Annotated in this window: 22 protein-coding genes and 1 pseudogene; 7 read left to right on the top strand and 16 right to left on the bottom strand. The window is 50.1% G+C overall.

Going from position 1 to position 21,405, the window contains the following annotated elements; translation table 11 throughout:
• Positions 1–56 precede the first annotated feature (56 nt).
• The 6 genes from IPK30_00350 to rplU form a co-directional block, all read right to left on the bottom strand.
• Complete coding sequence (locus IPK30_00350; protein MBK8101788.1) at positions 57–278, bottom strand: YbdD/YjiX family protein; 222 nt, start codon at positions 276–278, stop codon at positions 57–59.
• The gene (locus IPK30_00355; GenBank protein ID MBK8101789.1) at positions 271–2,349 is read right to left on the bottom strand and encodes a carbon starvation protein A; all 2,079 of its coding nucleotides are present in this window, start codon (positions 2,347–2,349) and stop codon (positions 271–273) included. The genes IPK30_00350 and IPK30_00355 overlap by 8 nt, the downstream gene beginning before the upstream one ends.
• A 14-nt stretch (positions 2,350–2,363) precedes the next feature.
• Positions 2,364–3,482 (bottom strand): glutamate 5-kinase, encoded by a 1,119-nt coding sequence (locus IPK30_00360; GenBank protein ID MBK8101790.1) that lies wholly within the window; start codon positions 3,480–3,482, stop codon positions 2,364–2,366.
• 28 nt (positions 3,483–3,510) lie between these two features.
• Complete coding sequence (gene cgtA / locus IPK30_00365; protein MBK8101791.1) at positions 3,511–4,722, bottom strand: Obg family GTPase CgtA; 1,212 nt, start codon at positions 4,720–4,722, stop codon at positions 3,511–3,513.
• A 102-nt stretch (positions 4,723–4,824) separates the two neighbouring features.
• A complete protein-coding gene (rpmA, locus tag IPK30_00370) occupies positions 4,825–5,082 on the bottom strand; it encodes a 50S ribosomal protein L27 (protein ID MBK8101792.1) in 258 nt (85 codons plus the stop codon).
• 29 nt (positions 5,083–5,111) lie between these two features.
• The gene (gene rplU, locus IPK30_00375) at positions 5,112–5,423 is read right to left on the bottom strand and encodes a 50S ribosomal protein L21 (GenBank protein MBK8101793.1); all 312 of its coding nucleotides are present in this window, start codon (positions 5,421–5,423) and stop codon (positions 5,112–5,114) included.
• A 186-nt stretch (positions 5,424–5,609) separates the two neighbouring features.
• On the opposite strand from rplU, the gene queD reads away from it, so the two are divergent.
• The 6 genes from queD (at position 5,610) to rimI (ending at position 9,638) form a co-directional block, all read left to right on the top strand.
• Positions 5,610–5,966: a 6-carboxytetrahydropterin synthase QueD gene (gene queD / locus IPK30_00380; protein ID MBK8101794.1), complete on the top strand. Its 357-nt coding sequence runs from the start codon at positions 5,610–5,612 to the stop codon at positions 5,964–5,966.
• Positions 5,967–6,054: 88 nt separating this feature from the next.
• On the top strand, positions 6,055–6,237 hold the full coding sequence (locus tag IPK30_00385) for a type II toxin-antitoxin system HicA family toxin (GenBank protein ID MBK8101795.1): 183 nt from the start codon (positions 6,055–6,057) through the stop codon (positions 6,235–6,237).
• Between the two features lie 8 nt (positions 6,238–6,245).
• Positions 6,246–6,644 carry a type II toxin-antitoxin system HicB family antitoxin gene (locus IPK30_00390; protein MBK8101796.1) on the top strand — a complete coding sequence of 133 codons (399 nt, stop codon included), beginning with the start codon at positions 6,246–6,248 and terminating at the stop codon, positions 6,642–6,644.
• 250 nt (positions 6,645–6,894) lie between these two features.
• Positions 6,895–8,445, top strand: a complete 1,551-nt coding sequence (locus tag IPK30_00395) for a 2-isopropylmalate synthase (protein MBK8101797.1) — start codon at positions 6,895–6,897, stop codon at positions 8,443–8,445.
• Positions 8,446–8,466: 21 nt separating this feature from the next.
• Positions 8,467–9,177, top strand: coding sequence for a hypothetical protein (locus tag IPK30_00400; protein ID MBK8101798.1), 711 nt, complete (start codon positions 8,467–8,469; stop codon positions 9,175–9,177).
• 2 nt (positions 9,178–9,179) lie between these two features.
• The gene (rimI, locus tag IPK30_00405; protein MBK8101799.1) at positions 9,180–9,638 is read left to right on the top strand and encodes a ribosomal protein S18-alanine N-acetyltransferase; all 459 of its coding nucleotides are present in this window, start codon (positions 9,180–9,182) and stop codon (positions 9,636–9,638) included.
• Here the strand turns inward: rimI and IPK30_00410 are convergent.
• The 9 genes and pseudogenes from IPK30_00410 to IPK30_00450 all read right to left on the bottom strand — a co-directional run bounded on the left by IPK30_00410 (position 9,630) and on the right by IPK30_00450 (position 17,928).
• On the bottom strand, positions 9,630–10,439 hold the full coding sequence (locus IPK30_00410; GenBank protein ID MBK8101800.1) for a class I SAM-dependent methyltransferase: 810 nt from the start codon (positions 10,437–10,439) through the stop codon (positions 9,630–9,632). The two genes, rimI and IPK30_00410, sit on opposite strands and share 9 nt — an antisense overlap.
• Before the next feature lie 10 nt (positions 10,440–10,449).
• Positions 10,450–12,324: a GldG family protein gene (locus IPK30_00415; GenBank protein ID MBK8101801.1), complete on the bottom strand. Its 1,875-nt coding sequence runs from the start codon at positions 12,322–12,324 to the stop codon at positions 10,450–10,452.
• A gap of 9 nt (positions 12,325–12,333) precedes the next feature.
• Positions 12,334–13,068, bottom strand: coding sequence for an ABC transporter permease subunit (locus tag IPK30_00420; protein MBK8101802.1), 735 nt, complete (start codon positions 13,066–13,068; stop codon positions 12,334–12,336).
• Positions 13,068–13,785 (bottom strand): annotated as a pseudogene (locus tag IPK30_00425) (ABC transporter ATP-binding protein). Before IPK30_00425 ends, IPK30_00420 begins: the two are co-directional and overlap by 1 nt.
• A gap of 34 nt (positions 13,786–13,819) precedes the next feature.
• Positions 13,820–14,977: a 1-acyl-sn-glycerol-3-phosphate acyltransferase gene (locus tag IPK30_00430; GenBank protein MBK8101803.1), complete on the bottom strand. Its 1,158-nt coding sequence runs from the start codon at positions 14,975–14,977 to the stop codon at positions 13,820–13,822.
• Positions 14,977–15,474 (bottom strand): STAS domain-containing protein, encoded by a 498-nt coding sequence (locus tag IPK30_00435; protein ID MBK8101804.1) that lies wholly within the window; start codon positions 15,472–15,474, stop codon positions 14,977–14,979. Before IPK30_00435 ends, IPK30_00430 begins: the two co-directional genes overlap by 1 nt.
• A 55-nt stretch (positions 15,475–15,529) precedes the next feature.
• Positions 15,530–16,753 carry a fused response regulator/phosphatase gene (locus tag IPK30_00440; protein ID MBK8101805.1) on the bottom strand — a complete coding sequence of 408 codons (1,224 nt, stop codon included), beginning with the start codon at positions 16,751–16,753 and terminating at the stop codon, positions 15,530–15,532.
• A 93-nt stretch (positions 16,754–16,846) separates the two neighbouring features.
• Complete coding sequence (locus IPK30_00445; protein MBK8101806.1) at positions 16,847–17,032, bottom strand: Trm112 family protein; 186 nt, start codon at positions 17,030–17,032, stop codon at positions 16,847–16,849.
• A gap of 35 nt (positions 17,033–17,067) precedes the next feature.
• Positions 17,068–17,928 carry an alpha/beta hydrolase gene (locus IPK30_00450; GenBank protein ID MBK8101807.1) on the bottom strand — a complete coding sequence of 287 codons (861 nt, stop codon included), beginning with the start codon at positions 17,926–17,928 and terminating at the stop codon, positions 17,068–17,070.
• Positions 17,929–18,035: 107 nt separating this feature from the next.
• On the opposite strand from IPK30_00450, the gene trmL reads away from it, so the two are divergent.
• Complete coding sequence (gene trmL, locus IPK30_00455; GenBank protein ID MBK8101808.1) at positions 18,036–18,491, top strand: tRNA (uridine(34)/cytosine(34)/5-carboxymethylaminomethyluridine(34)-2'-O)-methyltransferase TrmL; 456 nt, start codon at positions 18,036–18,038, stop codon at positions 18,489–18,491.
• Here trmL and IPK30_00460 read toward each other — a convergent pair.
• Positions 18,488–21,400 carry an insulinase family protein gene (locus IPK30_00460; GenBank protein ID MBK8101809.1) on the bottom strand — a complete coding sequence of 971 codons (2,913 nt, stop codon included), beginning with the start codon at positions 21,398–21,400 and terminating at the stop codon, positions 18,488–18,490. The genes trmL and IPK30_00460 overlap by 4 nt on opposite strands.
• Positions 21,401–21,405: the final 5 nt, after the last annotated feature.

Here is a 21,405-nt window from a genome sequence, read left to right on the forward strand (position 1 = left end):
TAAGAGGATAAAGCAAAAAGCTAAATTCGGCCTCCAGTCTACCCCCCCCCGCATAATCAACAAGGGCAGCGTTTGATGCTGCCCTCTTCTGCACCGTAGCGGCTATTCTGGCTGTAGCGAAAATACTCCCGCTCTGACATCACTGGCGCTTCCGCATGCTGCTTTTGCATGTGTGCAACATAGGCGCGGTAATCACCCACACCCACCATTAAACGCGCGGTTTGTGCAATGCGCTGCCAGCCAACAATTACGCGCTGTAGTGATGCTTCTTTATTCATGCCACACCGCCTCGTTGCGCCACTCGTGCTCAGGGCGCCACACCACTAGCGATTCATTGGCTGTCACCGCTGGATGCTGGTGCGCCTGCCAAATTGCATGCAGCGCAAAAAACAGCATCGATACCACCACGGCAATAAAAAACAGCGCCATCGCTGCATCCACATAGCTATTAAAAATAATTTGCTCGACTTGTTGTAAAGTTTTGGCGGGCGCCAGCACCTCACTGCGCGCCAAGGCCGCCGAAAATTTTTCTGCCTGCGCCAAAAAACCAATCTTGGTATCGGGCGAAAAAACTTTTTGCCAACCCGCCAACAATGTCACTAACAACACACCAGCGGCGGGCAAGGCCGTCACCCACACGAAGCGCATTTTTTTCATGCGCACTAAAACCACTGTTGCCAGAATTAACGCCATCCCCGCCAACATTTGGTTGGCAATGCCAAACAACGCCCACAGGCTATTGATGCCGCCAAACGGATCTGTCACACCCTGATACAAAAACCAACCCCAAGCACCCACAGCCAAAGCCGTTGCCAAAATATTGGCAACCCAAGAGCGCGTATTGCCAAGCACAGGCACTACATTGCCTAGCATGTCTTGAATCAGAAAACGACAAACACGCGTTCCCGCATCCAGCGTAGTCAGAATAAATAACGCTTCAAACAAAATCGCAAAGTGATACCAAAACGCCATCATCGACGCGCCGCCGATCATATCGGCAAGAATTTTTGCCATGCCCACCGCAAAAGTTGGTGCACCGCCGGTGCGCGACAACACCGAATGTTCGCCCACATCTTTCGCCAATTGCGTGAGCATGTCTGGCGTGACAACAAAACCCCACTGGCTGATCGCTTGCGAAGCAGATTCTACTGTTGTGCCAATCACTGCTGCGGGGCTGTTTAACGCGAAATAAATTCCAGGCTCCAATACACAGGCTGCAATCATCGCCATCACCGCGACAAACGATTCCATCAACATCGCACCGTAGCCAATCGCCACAATATGCGACTCACGCTCCAACATTTTTGGCGTTGTGCCAGAGGCTACCAAGGCATGAAAACCACTGACAGCGCCGCAGGCAATGGTGATAAATAAAAATGGAAATAACGAACCGGCAAACACTGGCCCCGTGCCATCCACAAATTGCGTAATGGCGTGCATTTTTAACGGCGGCGCAACAATCACTATGCCGATTGCCAACGCGATGATGGTGCCAATTTTCAAAAAAGTGGATAAATAATCGCGCGGCGCCAGCAACAACCACACGGGCAACACCGCAGCGATAAAACCGTAGCCAATTAAACCGATGGCCAGCGCCTCACCTTTCAAAGTGAACAGTGCGCTCCACACCGGATGCGCTGCCACCCAATGACCGCCGTACAACGCTGCCATCAACAATACAAAGCCTATCAGCGATACTTCGCCAATTTTTCCTGGGCGAAACCAACGCGAATAAACGCCCATCAACAAAGCAATTGGAATTGTTGCCAGCAAAGTGGAGACTGCCCACGGACTATCGGCCAGCGCTTTCACCACCACCATGCCGAGCACGGCCAATAAAATAACCACTATCGCCAAAATACCGAGCATCGCCACCGCGCCTGCGGTGTTGCCCATTTCCATGCGAATAATTTCGCCGAGTGAACGCCCATCACGGCGCGTGGAAATAAAAAGAATGATGGCGTCTTGCACAGCACCTGCGAGTACAACGCCCACTAATATCCATAAAGTGCCGGGCAGATAACCCATTTGTGCCGCCAACACTGGGCCGACCAACGGGCCAGCGCCAGCAATCGCGGCGAAGTGGTGACCAAACAGCACCCATTTGTGCGTGGGCACATAATCCAAACCATCGTTGTGGCGTTCAGCTGGGGTTAAACGACGATCATTGAGCTCCATCACCCGTTGCGCCACAAAGCGCGCGTAAAAACGGTAGGCAATGCTGTAAGTACACACCGCCGCAACCACCAACCACAGTGCGTTGACGGTTTCACCTTGCGATAAAGCGAGCACAGCAAAAGCACTGGTGCCGAGTGCAGCGACCAATCCCCATAAAAACAGCGACTTCATGTGTATTCCCTGTGTTAATTCACAACTAGATTATCGCGATGAACCAGTTCTTCACCGCTGAAATAGCCCAGCTCTGCTGCGATAGCCGCTGTTGATTTTCCGATAATTTTTCGCGCTTCTTCTGCGCGATAATTGATCAGGCCGCGCGCAATTTCGTTGCCGCTTTCATCAACGCAAATCACCATATCGCCGCGTTCAAAATCACCCTGCACAGCTTTTACGCCAACGGGCAGCAAACTTTTGCCTTTGCTGCGCACCACATCGACCGCGCCTGCATCCAGCACTACTGTGCCGCGCGTTTGCAACTGCCCTGCCAACCAGCGCTTGCGCGCCGCCATCGGTTTTTCATCCGCCACTAATAAACTGATCGGCGTGTTTTCTTCATGCAAAGTGCGTAGCAAAGATTTTCTGCGTCCGCTGGCAATTACCGTGTGACAGCCGGAACGCGCCGCCAATTTTGCTGCGCGAATTTTTGTGCTCATGCCGCCGCGACCTAAACGCCCTCCCGTGCCGCTCGCCATCCCTTCTAGCGTTTCATCACTGGCGCGCGCGCTAGCAATTAATTTGGCATCGGCATGGCTGCGCGGATCTTTATCAAATAAACCGTCTTGGTCGGTGAGAATAATCAGTAAATCGGCTTCCACTAAATTAGCAACCAGAGCTGCCAAAGTATCGTTGTCACCAAAGCGAATTTCGTCGGTAACCACTGTGTCGTTCTCGTTGACGACAGCAATCGCACCCAACTCAATCAGCGTTTGCATGGTGCTGCGCGCATTCAAATAGCGTTCACGATTCGATAAGTCATCGTGATCCAACAAAATTTGCGCCGTATGAATACCATATTGGTGAAAGCAAGATTCATAAGCCTGCACTAAACCCATTTGGCCAATCGCGGCGGCCGCCTGCAATTCGTGCAATGCTTCCGGGCGATTCTTCCAACCCAAGCGACTCATGCCTTCGGCCACGGCACCGGAAGACACCAACACGATTTCAATGCCGCGCTGACGCAGCTCGACAATTTGCTCGACCCAATGCTGAATGCTGTCGCGATCCAAACCGCGACCATCATCCGTCAACACCGCGCTGCCAATTTTAATTACCCAGCGTTTGGCTTCCTGTATTTCTGTTCTCACCGCCCCTAACCTTTTGCTTGTTTTTTATTTATTGGACGTAATGCACTTCCACATCGCCGTCGTCCCAATCTTCATCCCAATCTTCGTCGTCATCATTGTCTTTTTGTAAACGCGCTTGTTTGCGCGCCTCTGCCAACTGTGCAATCGCCTCGCGGGATTCTTCTTGCATGGCGCGTTGAATATCCGCCTCGGCGCGCGCCAATTCTGGATTTTCTTGCTGCATGTCACGCTCCAACTCAATGTGCGACATGATGGCTTCACATAAATCCTGCGTGCCTTCACCGCTGGCAGCAACAATGGCGAAGTGCGGCATTTTTTTTGTCAGCTTCAGCCGTTTGTACAATTTTTTGCAAAACGCTTCGCGTTCATCCGCTGGAATCAAATCCAATTTATTCAACACCAACCAACGCGGACGCGCCGCCAGCGTGGGGCTAAACGCTTTCAACTCTTTTTCAATCGCGCGGATGTTATCAAAAGGATCAGAGCCATCGGGCGGCATTACATCCACCAAATGCAGCAGCAAGCGCGTGCGCGTGAGGTGTTTGAGAAAACGAATACCCAAGCCCGCACCTTCAGCGGCGCCTTCGATCAAACCTGGAATATCCGCCACTACAAAACTGCGCATTTTGCTGACGCTGACTACACCGAGATTCGGCACCAAAGTCGTGAACGGATAATCCGCTACCTTGGGGCGCGCGGAAGAAATGGCGTGAATCAAAGTTGATTTGCCCGCATTGGGCAAGCCCAGCAAACCCACATCGGCCAGCACTTTCAATTCGAGACGCAAGTTACGCGCTTCACCCGGCTGCCCCGGCTTGGTCTGACGCGGTGCACGATTGATACTGGATTTAAAACGCGCATTGCCAATGCCGTGAAAACCGCCCTGTGCCACCAGCAGGCGCTGCTTGGCCTGCGTTAAATCGCCCAGCACTTCGCCGGTGTCTTCGTCGATCACCGTGGTGCCCACCGGCACATTCAGTACCAAATCATCACCGCCGTGACCGGTGCAATTTGCGCCGCGTCCAGATTGACCGTCTTTGGCGCGGTGCCGACGCTGGTAGCGGTAATCAATCAGCGTGTTGAGTGCGGCATCCGCTTGCAGGTACACACTGCCGCCATCGCCGCCGTCGCCGCCATCTGGCCCGCCAAACGGCACATATTTTTCACGACGAAAGCTCATGCAGCCATTGCCGCCTTTTCCCGCGTGTACGGAGATGGGCACTTCATCTACAAATTTCATGGGGATACATCCAGCAACAAGGCTATTTTTGTGCTTTTGAGTCGATCTAGCTTAAAACAAAAAAGCCCCGCATTGCGGGGCTTTCTCAGAGCAGAACAGCAATTAAGCAGCGATGATGCTGACAAAACGGCGGTTGTGCTTACCTTTCACTTCAAACTTCACTTCACCAGCTGCTGTAGCAAACAGCGTGTGATCTGTGCCCATGCCAACATTCGCACCGGCGTGATACTCAGTGCCGCGCTGACGCACGATGATGTTGCCCGCCACAACTTTCTGGCCGCCGAACATCTTCACGCCCAAGCGTTTGGACTGGGAATCGCGACCGTTCTTGGTACTACCGCCTGCTTTCTTGTGAGCCATGTCTGTTTACCTCTGTAGCTGCGCTGCTATTACGCGCTGATTGCGGTGATCTTGATTTGGGTGAACCACTGACGGTGACCCTGCTGCTTGCGATAGTGCTTGCGGCGACGGAATTTGATGATACGGATTTTGTCCGCACGACCGTGACCCACCACTTCAGCAGTCACTTTGCCACCGGCTACAAATGGCGCGCCGATTTTCACTTCTGCACCATTACCCACCATCAGCACTTCGCTGAAATCAATTTTTTCGCCAGCTGCTGCTTCCAGCAATTCGACGTTGAGAACTTCACCTTCAACAACCCGGTGTTGCTTGCCACCAGACTCAATAACCGCGTACATGTCTATTCACTCCAAATAACGCCCGCCTTTTGAGGCAGGTCGAAGGGCGCGTATTGTAAGAAAAGCCAAGCCATCAGGCAAGCCGTATCCAGCCTTTTGCCGCCTTTTTATGGTCGCTTTTCCACCTAATTGCTTTAGAATCGCGCGCCACCAGCCCCTTTACCCCGTTTTCGCTTCGAGAGCCGCATGGAAATCTACAAAGAATTCTCCATTGAAGCCGCCCACCGCCTGCCTCATGTCCCCGAAGGGCACAAATGCGCCCGCCTGCACGGTCATTCCTTTCAAGTCTCTATCCATGTCTCAGGCTCCGTGGATGCGCAGAGCGGCTGGGTGATGGATTTTGCCGACATCAAAGCCGCCTTCAAACCCATCTGGGAACAGCTCGATCATCACTATCTCAACGATATTACCGGCCTTGAAAACCCCACCAGCGAAAACCTAGCGCGCTGGATTTGGTGCGCACTGAAACCCGCGCTGCCGCTACTGAGTAAGATTATCGTGAAAGAAACCTGCACCAGCGGTTGTGTGTATTGCGGGGATTGATTGCCGCAATCACGGTTTATCGAATGTCACTCTGACCCGCATTGCCCCCCATTCCTCAAAGCCCCATGCAGTGGTTACAATAACCACCATGAACAGCAAAGACATTATTAAGCAACTAGAAGATGACGGCTGGCAATTGCGCAGTATGCGCGGCAGCCACCATGTTTTTAACCACCCAACCAAACTGGGGCATATTACCGTGCCGCATCCTAAACGAGATTTAGGCGTGGGTTTGGTGCATAAATTGCTGAAGCAAGCTGGACTTAAGTGAGGTGTTTTATGAAATTTCCCATTGCTATTGAACCTGCCACAGAGAACACCGCATGGGGCGTGGTGGTGCCAGATTTAGCCGGCTGTTTTTCCGCGGGAGACTCTGCAGAGGAAGCATTCGCCAATGCCGTGGAAGCGATTGAACTGTATTGCGAAGCGTTGTGCGAGGATGGCATGGACATCCCCACGCCTCAGCCATTGGCCAACCGTCAAGCCGACCCAGAGTTTGCTGGCTGGGTGTGGGCGTTAGTGGATGTTGATATAAGCCGCTATCAAGGCAAATCAGAAAAAATCAACATCACGCTGCCTAAACGCGTACTGGCGCGCGTGGATGAATATGCCAAAGCGCACGGCGAAACACGCAGCGGTTTTTTGGCAAGAGCCGCGCAACAAGCTATGGCACATTGAGCACTACTTGGAAAAACCCACTCTGCGGGATTATCATTCCCGCAACATCATTTGAAACGCCTCCTATTAGCCATGCAACGCAAGCCTCTCGACAAGCATTGCACTCACCGCGGACTCGCCCTGCAGTCCCCGCATGGCTTTTGCCTGCTCCTGCTGCCCTGAGGGGCATCTATATCGCACGCCCCGCGCGGGGCACCCAAGCACGCATTTTCTTCATTTTTAATAGCAAACAAATTTTTGGAGCAGAATCATGTCCACTAAAGAGCAGTTAATTATTTTTGATACCACTTTGCGCGATGGCGAGCAGAGCCCCGGCGCTTCCATGACACGCGATGAAAAAATTCGCATTGCGCGTCAATTAGAAAAACTGGGCGTCAATGTGATTGAAGCCGGTTTCGCCGCCGCCAGCCCCGGTGATTTTGAAGCGATTCAAACTATCGCTAAAACCATCAAAACTTCCACCGTGTGTTCATTGGCGCGCGCCAATGCCAATGATGTGCGCCGCGCGGGTGAAGCGATTACACCGGCGCAATCGGGTCGCATACACACCTTTATCGCCACCAGCCCCATTCACATGGAAAAGAAATTGCGCATGGCACCCGATCAAGTGGTGGAACAGGCGATCATGGCGGTCAAACTGGCGCGCGAATACACGGATGATGTGGAGTTTTCTGCCGAAGATGCTGTGCGTTCCGACATGGATTTTCTCGTGCGCATTTTTAGCGAAGTAATTAAAGCGGGCGCAAAAACCATCAACGTACCCGACACCGTGGGCTATTCCATTCCCGCATTGTGGGGCGAACGCATGCGGCAGTTGATTGAACAAGTGCCAGGCTCGGACAAAGTGATTTGGTCCACACACTGCCACAATGATCTCGGCATGGCGGTTGCCAACTCACTCGCTGCAGTGATGAACGGTGCGCGCCAAGTGGAATGCACCATCAATGGTCTTGGCGAGCGTGCAGGCAATGCCTCGCTGGAAGAAATTGTGATGGCGGTGCGCACGCGCAAAGATATTTTTCCGGTGGAAACGCGCATTGACGCCACACAAATTGTGCCGACATCCAAATTGGTATCCAGCATCACCGGCTACCCTGTGCAGCCCAACAAAGCGATTGTTGGCGCGAATGCGTTTGCGCATGAATCTGGCATACACCAAGACGGCGTACTCAAACACCGCGAAACGTATGAAATTATGCGCGCTGAAGATGTGGGCTGGAATGCTAATAAATTGGTGCTCGGAAAATTGTCTGGTCGCAATGCGTTTCGCACGCGCCTGAAAGATCTTGGCATTGAATTAGATGACAACGCCTTAAACGAAGCCTTTGCACGCTTCAAAGATCTCGCTGACAAAAAATCAGAAATTTTTGATGAAGATTTGCAAGCACTGGTCAGCGATATGGAACCGAGTGAAGTGCAGGAAACCTACCAACTCGACACCTTGGAAGTGCAATCCAAAACCGGCAGCCGTCCGCACGCTAAATTGTCTTTGCGCGTAAAAGGAGAAACCGTACAAGCGGAAGCCGAAGGCAGCGGTCCCGTGGATGCCGCTTTCAAAGCAATTGAAAACATTGCGCAAAGTGGTACAGATTTGTTGCTGTACTCCGTCAACGCCATCACCAGCGGCACAGATTCACAAGGCGAAGTAACGGTGCGTTTGGAACATGCAGGGCGCGTGATTAATGGCAACGGCGCTGACACCGACATTGTGGTGGCTTCAGTGAAAGCGTATCTCAACGCCCTGAACTTGCTCGCCTCCGGCAAACTGCGCATCAACCCGCAGGAAGGCGATCATGTTTAACGCGGTGATGGAGAACGCATGATGAACGAGCGGCTGCGACTGGATTATCTGGATGCCATGGGCATTGTTCAGTACGCAGCGCGCTTTCCTCTATTGGGCGCGCTGCCCTCACCAGAAATTGAACAAGATGATGTTTTTGATGACGCTATAGAAACCAGCGCATCATCCGCAAATAACGCACAACAGCTTCGACAATTATTGGATGCAGAAATATCGCGCCCACAATCGCCACTCGCATCACAGCACCGTATCACCCCGCAAAAAACTGCTGCGTCGCCACAGCCAATAGACAACACGGTTTTTCATTGCCAGATCGCACTGTGGCAAGTGGATGATTTACTCGTTTTGGCAGAAACAGCGCGCATGGATAACGCGCAGCTCACCTTACTGCGCAATATTTTGAAAGCCATTGGCCGCAACGAGCAGCTCGCCAATGCCAGCCAATTTTCTTGGCCACTGCCGCAACACCGAGTGAAAGGTTTGGCCGCTGCGCGTGATCACTTTCAAGGCATGCTCGATGGCGGTGTCTTAAAAAACACAGGCGCGCGACAAATTTTATGTTTTGGCAGCAATGCCGTATCGCTATTGAGTAACAACGACGATATAAGCACGCCAACCACACAATACCGCGACTGGCCGATTATTGCTGTTTGCTCTCTTCATGAAATGTTAGAAACACCCAGCAAAAAAGCCGACACCTGGCGCACGCTGCAAATTTTGGTGCGCGTTTGAATCTGCGCACAGCCACACTCAAAGACCTCAACGAACTGCTGTTTATTGAAGAACAAGCGCACCACTATCCGTGGTCTGAATCTACCTTGCGCTGGTGCATAGAACAGCCGCACATCCAGTGTTTTATTTTGCAGAAAGAACGCGAGCTGATTGGCTTTGCAATTTATGAATCCGTTATTGACGAAGCCACTTTACTGAATATTGCCGTTCATCCTTTTATGCAGGGCAAAGGTTTTGGCAAACAGTTGTTGCAACAATCCCTATTGCAACTTGAGGATGGCGTTCAAAAGATTTTTCTCGAAGTGCGCGCTTCCAATGTGGTGGCGCAGCAGCTTTATCAAACCATAGGGTTTACTGCTTTTGGCTCGCGCAAAAACTACTATCCAACAGCCGACGGCAAAGAGGATGCGCAACTGTTTACCTTAGACATGACTCTATACCGCACCACGCACTCACACTGATACTGCATCTGCAGCCATGCTGCGCAGCGCGTAAATATCGAAGCGCGTTGACTCACCATCCATCACCAAACTGGGTTTTATTCCCGCCAACACTGGCGCATGACGCGGGCGTTTAACAACAACACGGCGCTGCGCCACCTGCAAGGCCAGCGGTAACAGTGCGTCTGCATCTTCATCTGCCCCCACCAACACATGAAATGCTGCCATCTCTTTTTTAGGTGCGGCATTTTTGCGCTTTTCAGGAAACATAGGATCCAAAAAAACCACATCTGGTTTTTCTGTGACGGCAGTAGCCGCCAACAAGTTTTGCATGTGCTGTTTCGAGTCGACGGCTAACAACTGCATGCGCTCAATAATTTCACGCAGACTTTGCTCATCACAATGACTAACACGCGCGATACCATCATCAAGCAGCGCATGAGCTACAGGCGAGCGTTCACACAACTGCACACGACAGCCTAATGTTGCCAAGACAAAGGCATCACCGCCCAAACCCGCCGTTGCATCCAACACCGAAGGAATAATGTTGCCCGACTTAATACCGACTGCTTTTGCTATCGGCTGACTGCGTCCACCGCCATGCAAGCGGCGATGACGGCTAGCACCTGCAACAAAATCCACCGCAATTTTCTGTTTGCCTTGCAGCAAACTATATCCCTGTTCGTCCAACGCAAACAAAAAGGAATACGCGGCGCGTGCGTGTTCATCGGCCTCCGATAACAACAGCGGCACAGACAGCCGCTGCGCTAACAAGGATGCATCAGCGTCAAATGATTTGTTCGCTGACCAGATAGCAAGCAAGTGCGACGACCTATCCAATTCGGCGCATGCGATAGCGTCGCAATCCTGCCGCCAATAACGCCAAAACAATGAGCAGCAGCGGTACAGCAGCAATATTAATAATCTTCAGAATAGCGCCTAACTTATCGACATCACTGTTTAGCTGATGCTGTACTTCGCGCAAATTTTTGCGAATTTTGAGTCTTTCTTGCTCAAACATTTCCACCGCTTGTTTTTGTGCAGGCGTGAGTTCTTGCACTTCTCCCGTCTCTTGATTGGCCGCTGCCGCATTCAACTGGGAAATTTTACTTTCTGTGTCCGATAAAGCTTTTGCCAATGCGTCTTGTTGTTCGCGCAAACGACTACTGGCAGCCTTCTCCAAATCATCCACGCGCGTAAACGGTCGCTGGTAAGTGCCACGGCTGCGCAAATTGATCAGATCCACACTGCCGCCGAGCGCATCCAACATGTTCACCACCATATCGCCATTGGCGGCAAAGGGTGTGGCAACGGTTTGCCCATAATACTCTTGCCTATCCACCCACATGCGATCGGCAAGCACATCGGTATCGGCCACCACAATCGCCTGTATCGGTTCTTTTGATTCCTGTAATACCTCACCAGAAAACTGGCTAGTTGCAGGCTTCCCTTCCGGAAAAGCCGTTTTTACCGCACCGCTTACCCAAGCAGCAAAAGTGTACCGATGATTACTCGGCTGCATTTTTTCTAACAGCTCTGCATGATTACCAATCATGCTATAGGTCTGCGTATCCATACGATCTGTTTGTAGACTGGATGTCAGCAATGGCACAAATTGCATGCGACTTCCTGGGTGCTGCGCAAGTGACCCTGCAGAGGCAATATTGATATTTTCTAAATCGGCGATCACATTTTGTGTGCGATTAATTCCATCGCCTTCCAAACTCAAAATACCCACATGCGGCACAGGCTGGCCAGCTTGTTGTGCAGGAATACGGTGCGCATTACCCAAATCTAAAACCACTTGGCCGGCATCGTAATCAACGCCCCACGCAGCAAATAATTGCTCCAAATCAGAGCTGCGATCGGAAAATCCCGTAGCCAGCAAGCGCGTGTCGCTGTCATCCGCTTCCGCTAAGGGATCAACAAAAACCAACAACTTTCCGCCACGCAAGACAAACTGATCTATCGCAAACAATGTTTTTTCAGGAAATTTATGCGGGTGAACCACCATCAACAAACTGAGGTCATCATCAATTTTATCGACATTCGGATCAATCATGCGCCGCAAATCAAACAACTGCCTCAATTGATTAACAATCAACCAATCGGGGCGCACACGGTTTGTTTTAGGGTCTACACCACGAAAAATAGGAAGATCACCAATAACACCCACTGTAATTTGTTTGGGCTTATTGAGTCGATAAACCAATTGACTCAATTGATATTCCAACAAATTTTCTTTCTGCGGATTAAACACAGCAATATTTTCTGAGCGATCGCCGACGCTACCCACTAAACCCAAATAGATTTTGTCACCGCGACCGTCTGGCATCGCCTGCAAACCCGCTGTGGCTGCCTCATCTTCAGCCTCAGAAAACGGTTCGGGATGCACAATTTTCAGCTGAATTTTTCCCTGTGACTTGCGCTCATACTCACGCAACATGTCCTGCACACGGCCCGCATAATTACGCAGCATTGGAATGTCACGCGTCTGGGATTCGCTGTAATAAAACTGGAGTGTAATGGGTTGCTCGATACCGGCAATGATATTGCGCGTGCCTTGTGACAAGGTGTACAACTTGCCCTGCGTCAGATCAATTTGCCATTTATTGAGCCATGCCAATGATGCAGCACCTGCCAACAGCACTAAAACCAGTGCCGCAAGCCGCAAGCTAAAACACTGGATAATGTTACGACCTGTCATATCACCATCTCACTCTGATTTTTTCTTTTCAATCACAACCACATTGGCTGCCAACCAGCAAACAATGAACAAGGCGTAGTACAACAAATCTGCCACATTCAAAACACCGCGTGAAATAGCCTCAAAATGCGCCAGCAAACTGAGTTGCGCAATGGCATCAATCGCCCATTGCGGAAAAATACCCTGCAAACTGTTAATTAACTGCGGCAAGCCCAACAACACGAATAAAAAACAGATTGTGACGGTCAGTACGAACACAATGACTTGGCTTTTACTGGCGGCTGACAAACAGCAGCCGATAGAAAGGAAAGCACCGGCCATCAACCAACTGCCTAAATACGCCGCCAAAATCGCACCATTATCCGGCGAGCCAAGATAATTGACTGTCACCCACACAGGGAAGGTCAGCAACAACGCCAAGGCAATAAACAACCACGCTGCAAAAAACTTAGCCAACACAATAGTGCGCAAATGCAACGGCAAGGTCAGCAACAATTCAATCGAACCGCTTTTACGCTCCTCTGCCCACAAGCGCATAGAAATGGCCGGCACCAAGAAAAGATACAGCCACGGTTGATACGAAAAAAACACGGATAAATCGGCTTGATTTCTTTGATAAAAACCACCCAATTCAAAAGTGGAAAACCCACACAACACCAAAAACACAACCAAAAAAACATAAGCCAACGGTGTAGAAAAATAAGATTTCCACTCGCGCGCAGTAACAACCCCAAAACCTGACATCACACACCCCCTGTCAGCTGGCGAAACACATCATCTAATCGCCCTGTCGTCGAGCGCGCTGCTAATGCTGTAGGGGTTTCATCCACCAATATTTTCCCCTGCACAATAATCATGGCACGCGTACATACCGCTGATACCTCTTCCAAAATATGCGTCGAAACAATAACCAATTTTTCTTGCGATAAGCTGCGTATCAATTCGCGCACATGGTGTTTTTGATTGGGATCTAAACCATCGGTAGGCTCATCTAAAATCAACACTTGTGGATCGTGCAAAATAGCCTGTGCGATACCCACGCGGCGGCGATAACCTTTCGACAAAGTGTCGACCGTCTGCAACATCACCTCGGTCAGCGCGGATTTTTCTGCCGCCACTGCAATAGCGCGTTGTTTTTCTGCACCACGCAAACCGCGCACATCCGCAATAAACGCCAAGAAATCGCGCACCGCCATTTCGCCGTAACTCGGCGCACCTTCCGGCAAATAACCGATCAACTTTTTTGGCCGGCAACGGATTGCGCCACATGTCATAGCCAAAAACATCCACACGCCCACTCGTAGGCTGCAAAAAACCCGTGATCATTTTCATGGTGGTTGATTTCCCTGCGCCGTTTGGACCAAGGAAGCCCAACACTTCACCAGGCGCCACCTGAAAGCTCAGATTATCTACAGCCGTAAACGCGCCAAATCGCCGCGTCAGATTTTCAATACGGATCATGGATCACCATTATTTTTTGGAAGTCGCTTACTACTCAGTTTATTTCTATACGCCGCACAGGATTGGCATACATCGCCAACCAATATGGGAGACAGTTATCAGGGCATTGCGCCATACGCGCTTGGAAAATAGCCTTTTCTGCTGTCACATTTGCGCTGTTGAATGGACGAGCGGGATAGCCATAAGTTCCCACGGCATCCCAGCCCATCTTTTCTGCGGCCAAATAGTTAGACGGGAAACACACATAGTTGACGAGTATCTGACGATCAATTTCTGCCGTCACCGCTTCCGTTGAGGCGTAATCACCGCGTAACACATCGCCAAAACTGACATGCACTCGGCCTTTGTTGCCAGAAATACCTAAAGCAATGCTCTGCACATCTTCATGCGTATCTTTTTGATAGCTGCCCAGCTCTGCTTTTTGCTGCAATTCCCGCGCCTTGGCAAAATCGCAAGGATCCCATTCATACGAGATGGATACCGGTACGATATTTAACTCATGCACAAAATCCGTCAACGACTGCTCTTTGGGCTTACTCATGGCAAACATTTTAATAATCGCCTCTTCCGTGCGATCCAAGCCGTCTTTTGCACGCCCTTCGCGCTGCGCAATCCAGACAGATGATTTTTCTTCCATGACAGAAAAATGAATATACGCAGACAACTGTTTCAATGCCGCGTAAATCTTTTTGGGTGCCGTTTCACCGCGCTGCACCAAAAAACTTTTATTGAGCCGCATCAAATCAGAAACAAAAGGCTTAGAAAGCAAGTTATCACCAATGGCAATGCGCACTGTATCCATGCCGTTATGCCACAACACCCAGTTCATAAACGCTGGATCCATCGCAATATCGCGGTGATTGCTAACAAATAAATACGCCTGCTGAGAGTCCAGCTTCTCTAAGCCAGACACCGTTAAGGCTGTGGTTGTACTCGAAACCATGTGCTGCATGTAAGCTTCAACGATCGCCTGAAAACCTCTCACATCGCGTACTGCGCGCACTTTTCTCCGTAGAAACAAACGCACAAGCGGCGCTGCAAGACTATGCACGCATGTTGGCAGGCGAGGAAATCGAAAGCGAATGAGCGCAGTAATCAGCTCTTCATCAGCCAGAACGCGCGCGAGAACAGCAGGGACTTCTTCATCACGAAAAGGGCGAATAGCATCAAAACGGGAAACAGAATCAGACATCAACAATCCTTACATAAACTGTCTACCAACTCCTTGAACATAGCTTTGTTTTTTTGATTCAAGGTCATCAGTACTTGGTGTGCTTGCAGCACTTTTTCTTTTGCTTGTTTTTCATCCAATGTCGTCTCATCCATGGCTGTAGCGTGCAATTCACCATCCGCCATTGCACTGACAGCTTGCGCACACTGAATATCCATAATTTGCTCAAAGCCCATGCTATTGAGCAACCGAATAATACTGTCGTTATCAGAAACTGCTATTGGACGCAGATGCAATTGCTTGCGCACAAACAAAGCCATTTTTGCCAACATGCCTAGCGTTGTGCTATCCAAACCTTCTGTTTCCGTCAGATCAATAATGACAGACTGACAAGCGGTACTAGCAAACATCCTCTCAACACATTGATCAATCGTTGAAGACAATGTTAGACGCACATCGCCCACCAACTTCAAGACATAAGCACCGTTGTGTTCAGCAACTAGAACGCGTCCGTCCATCTCACACCTGCACCTGAAAACGCCGTGCGTTTTCTACGAAAAAAAAACACTGTCATCACACCGTTTTGACCAAGGTCATCACGGCAATATCATCCGGCGCTCCGCTGACAACATCAAGCAGCAACGCCTGTTCTACGCCCTGTTGCGTGCGGTCACTGTCGGCAACTTTCTCCAACAGCAGAGCTTCTTTGTCGATCAGATTATCCGCCGGAAGGATCTCCAATACACCATCCGAACACAACACTAGCGTAAAAGTCTCCGGCAGCTGCACGGTGACATTCTGGTACTCCGCTTCCAGCAAAATCCCCACCGGCATGCCGCTGCCTTTTAGATACTGCACGCTGTCGCCGGACGCCAAAATCGGCATCGGCAAATGCCCTGCCACGCTGTAAGTGAGGGTGTTGTGCTTGGTATCGATCAAACCCATAAATATCGTGGCGTATTTATCAATGCCTGCCGCCAACAACTCGCGGTTGTAATACGCCATGGCATCTGCCGGCGTTGGAAATGGGATGGGCTTACCATCCAGTGTGGCTTCGCGCGTTTCGCGGTGAATATTCAAAGAAAAATGACGCAACAATGCAGTTACAAATGCCGATGACACGCCATGACCCGACACATCTGCAATATAAAAACCCAAGTGTTCGTCACCGAATCGTATGTACTCCAGAAAATCGCCGCTTAAATACAGCGAAGGGATCATACGGTGTGAAAAATGGTAGTTACCAATCTGCAAATCCTGTTGCGGATACAACTTTAACTGCAACTGACGGCCCGATTGTTGATCTTGCTCCAGCGCGTGTAAATGCGCTTTCAATTCGCTGTTCGCCTTTTCTAACTGCGCTTGATACGCGCGGTTTTGCTCGAGTAAGCGCACGCGCTCAAGGCACTTATTAACGGCGTGACTCAGAATATGGAAATTGACTATCGGCTTGATCAAAAAATCAGAGGCACCGCTGCGCAGTGCATCCACCACATCGGAAGCTTCACTCACGCCCGACAACAAAATAACGGGAACCGGATGCTCAGAAGCTGCAATGCGGCGCAGCAACTCTAATCCATCCATCTGCGGCATTTTGATGTCGCTAATCACCAACGAGGGTGGATTCTTTTTAAAAGACTCCCACGCTTCAAGACCGTTAGTAGCCTGTGTAACTTGGTACTGCAGCCCTTCCAAAAACATCGCCACACTCAGGCGCACGCTGTAATCGTCTTCAACGAGCAGAACAGTCACGGGCGGGGCGATGTAAGTGGACGAAGAAGCCAAAGGGTCAGACATGAATGCGATTTCCGGCTCGGGTACCGGCTCACAATGGGGTGGCAAACCCTACTCCTAACAATAGAGGGGTGCAAGCTTGACTATGCTGCCTATTTAGACAGCTTTTTCCTCGGCGGTTAGCGGGCGGGCTTCTTCTTCCAGCATCACGGGGATACCGTCACGCACGGGGTACGCCAAGCCACTGGCCTTGCACAGCAATTCCTGCTTCTCGACATCGTAAGTCAGTGGTGCTTTGCTCACTGGGCAGACCAAGATACTGAGTAATTTTTCGTCGATCATGTTGGGCTCCTAAACAGTGGGAGCATCATAGCAAATCAGCGCAACTGCCTGAGAAAATCCAAGACCGCCGCTGAAAAAACATCGTTTTGATCGCCCGCCACCATGTGGCCCGCGTCTTTAATATCCGCATATTGTGCGTGCGGCACCATTTGCAAAAACGCTTGCGCCGATTCTGGACTGATCAAATCACTCATACGACCACGCACTAACAAAGTAGGAATTTGTAACGCTTTGGCGGCATCTTCCAAAAAGTTGACACGGATAGTGGAACCATCTTCATGCTTTGCGTGATTGGCGCGCATAATGAAATTAGGATCCCAGTGCCAGCGATAGCGACCGTCATCACACAGTCGCAAATTTTTGCGTAACCCTTCATTGTTCTCACCGCGTTTGCGGTGCGAGGTATAACTGGCGACAAACTCGGCCGCCTCATCCAAAGATGCAAACCCCTGCACTGCACGCTCCAACATAAAATCACGGATACGCGATAAACCATCAGCTTCCAAATGCGGCGTAATATCCACCAAGATCAGCGCATGCAATAAATCATGCTGCGTAATGTGTTGTGCCGCGAGCGACGAAATGCCGCCTAGCGACGCACCTACCGCTACAGGTTTTTTCTGAAAACAGCGCGCAATATCAATGAAATCCTGCGCGAAAGTATCAAAGGCGTAATCTTTATCAGTCGCCCAATCACTCTCACCGTGACCGCGCAAATCCACCGCCACGGCATAAAAACCTTCAGCGGCAATTTGCTGCGCGGTTTTTCCCCAAGCATGGCGCGTCTGTCCGCCACCATGCGCCAAAATTACCGGCTGCTGCTGCGCATCACCGTAAACATCCGCTATTAAACGCAAGTTGCCGCGCGTGGTGCGAAACTCTACTTGTTTATGCATCACCCCATCCCTCATAGATTTTCTTGCATCATAGCGAACTACCAGCGCCCCGACACAGCGGGAAAAACCGTAAAATTGTGCACACTCTGAACACACATGACATCACTATGCTACATATCGTTCTGTACGAACCAGAAATTCCACCGAATACTGGCAACATCATGCGGCTGTGCGCCAATACAGGTTTTTCTCTACATCTCATTGAACCGCTGGGCTTCACACTGGATGAAAAACAATTGCGCCGTGCAGGCTTGGATTACCGCGACAGCGCCTGCACCACCACTTATCGCAATTGGCAGCAATTTATCGACACCGTGCAACCGTCTCGCATTTTTGCACTGAGCACCAAAGGTACGCGTGCTTACTGTGATATTGGTTTCCAGAAAAATGATGCCGTGGTTTTTGGGCCTGAAACGCGCGGCTTGCCACAAGCCTTCCGCGACAACCTACCCAATGACCACATTCTGCGCTTGCCGATGCAGCCAGACAGTCGCAGTCTCAACCTTTCCAATGCAGTTGCTGTTGTAGCTTATGAAGCGTGGCGACAGTGGGATTTCTCCTAGGGCAGCGAATAACTTGGTAAGCCGTTTTTGAAGGCGTCAATATCATCAATTTTTTTATACGCTTTTGCCTCACCATCCAGCCAAGCTTGAATGCCTAATTTGCCAGGGCTAACAAAAAGTAGCTCGCGCGTTTCTGGTGCTAACAACACTTCGTGGTACGCCTGCAACAAATCCTGTTTAGTCATTTTTTGCAGTGTCGATATTTTCTGTTGGTTTGAATCAAAGTTCGCATAGCCCAATATTAAATCCACCCAAAACAGGATCGCTTGCTCGGCTTGGTTCTTAGGTTTTTCCTCTAATTGCACCATCACCGCGCGTTTCTGCTGCTCAAACCACGCATCATCTTTCTTCTCGATCACTGAATAATATTGCCGGATGAAATCGTTTGCTCGTGCATTGATATCGGCAACACTGTGCGATGGCGACTGCACAATAAACACTAACCCTGGCACCCGAACCAACGGCAAGTAGCGACCTGCAACGATATAGCCCAACTGCTGCTCGGTACGCAGCCGATCAAAAAATGGCGCAGCGAGCACTTGACCCAACATCTGCAGATGCACCTGATGCTCTATATCATCGCTCTTCGCTTGGAAATACTTGATCAGCGCTGCGTCGTTATGTGGCATCGCATCAACATACAAAGCAGGCTGTGATGCAGGCATCAAAGAAACCACTTGCGATGGCACTGGCGATTGCTTGCCTCTCGATACAATGCCCTGCACTATCCCGCCCAATTTCATCGCATCCTCTTGAACGAAGTTGCCATATACCAAAACATCTGCCTGCGCATCGCGCACAACCTGTGCCATCAGCTGCTGTACATCATTTAACGATATGGTTTCCAGCGCTCGCAGCAGCTGCTTTCTTTCCCAATAGCGATGCACCAAGACGGTAGAAACATCGTCCCTCAATAACACATAAGGCGCTAGCTTATCCTCATTACGCAACTCATCAGTCCATTCTCTTTTCACAAGCTGAAATCGCGCCTCATCAAATTCAGGAGCTTTTAACAAATCTGCCAGCATTTTTAACAGCGTGACTTGTTTTTCACTGTAACCAGACGACGAAAAACTAATACCGCGTGAAAGTCTAACAATGGACAAATCCATACCAGCCATCATCGCCGCATACAGCGATGGATTTAACTTGTCTTGCACCAAACGCACAAACAGCTCAGTCATTGCGGCATGCTGCGCCGTGTCTGCCGCGAGGTCACTGCGCAAATACACCGTTACATCACCTTTTGGCACCCGAAATTGCGTGTCCTGAAAAAACCACAAATTGAAATTTTCTTCGGCAACAACTTTTTGTGGAATGGTCTCCAGCTTGCTTCTAGGCTGCGCCACCGCTTTTAACTTCAAGTTATCTGGCACAAAGGGGTTAGCAGCAGGCAGAGCAAGCCCTGAATTATTTGATAGATGCTCCCATTTTTTTATATCGTCAGCGGAAAGACTGGCAACACGGTACGGCACATTGTAAAACAGCGAATGTTTATCACCCTGAATATCCGGCGAGCTCACACTTACCAACACATTGCTCGGCCTCATCTCATGCAATACCGCATTAACCTGCTTTTTATCCAAACCTTCCATTAAAAAATCGCCGCGCATCACCTCTTTGGCAGGAAAATATTGCAAATTATTGGCCAGTGAGCTGGTGAACGACATGGCATCACCTTTCTCTACAAACCGAAAAGCAATATCTGTCATATTTTTTTGCTCTTGGTAGCGCCAATCCTCAACACCTTGTTTGCGCAGCAAATCTACCGCGTCAAAAAATAATGCCGTGATGTCATCAATATGCCGATAGCCTTCCTCTGTGAGTTTGATCGTTACATCCATAGACGCAGCAAAACGATTGGAAAATCCCGTGCCAGCCATCAGGCTTTCCGCCCAACCTTTCTGCTTGAGCACATGTAACAAACTGCCTTCCCCTTCATGCCCCAATAAGTAGCTAACATAAGCAGCAGGCTTGGTGCGATAAAACGATTGCATTGCAGGCAGAGGGAAAGCCAGCGTCAAATGACGCGCATCTTTTTTGGACTGCAACAACACTTTCGCAGGCAGCAAACCTTGGCGAAATACTGGCTTTGCGGTGTTGTCTATTGCCACATGACGATTCGGCACATCACTAAAATATTGCTCCACTAACGCCTGCAGCGCTGGCAAGGACTCCCTTCCCAATACCACTAGCGTCATCGTATTTGCCGAATAATGCTGTTGATAAAAAGCCAGCAAGTCATCACGCACTTTATCGTTAGGTCTATCGGCCAGTGTATCCAAACTACCCACGCTGAATTTTGCTGCCGGATTCTCTTTGGCATACAGCTCGCGATAAACATCAAAAGCGCGGCGACTGTCATCATTGATACGCGCTTTGTATTCGGCGTTAACCGCATTTTTTTCTCGCTCTACATATTCATCATTAAATAATGGCGCGACAAAAAATTGTGAGAACCTCTCCAGTGCCGGCTGTAACTGTTTGGGGTCAATATCAAAAAAATAGTTTGTATGCTCCAAGCTGGTGTACGCATTGTGTGTGCCGCCATTTGCACTGATAAACGCCTGATACTCACCAGACTTGGGAAACTTTTTGGTGCCGAGAAACAGCATATGCTCTAAAAAGTGCGCTAAACCTTGGCGAGACTCTGGATCACTGCCACTGCCTACTTCCACATCAACCGCTGCGGCGGCTTTATCTGCCGCTGGATCAGAAATCAGCAACACCTTCATGCCATTCGTTAATTCAAGATTGCGATAGCCGCGCTGATCGATATCGCTTTTGACTGGCGCATCCAGCAGTTTGGTAACTGCCGTCTGTGCTGTTACGGCCTGCGACACAGACAACACCGCAAATATCAGCAGAAGTCGCTGCAAACGAGAAAATAAAATACACAATTGGGACATGGAAA

Source organism: Cellvibrionales bacterium, from assembly GCA_016713115.1.
Lineage (GTDB): Bacteria > Pseudomonadota > Gammaproteobacteria > Pseudomonadales > UBA7239 > UBA7239.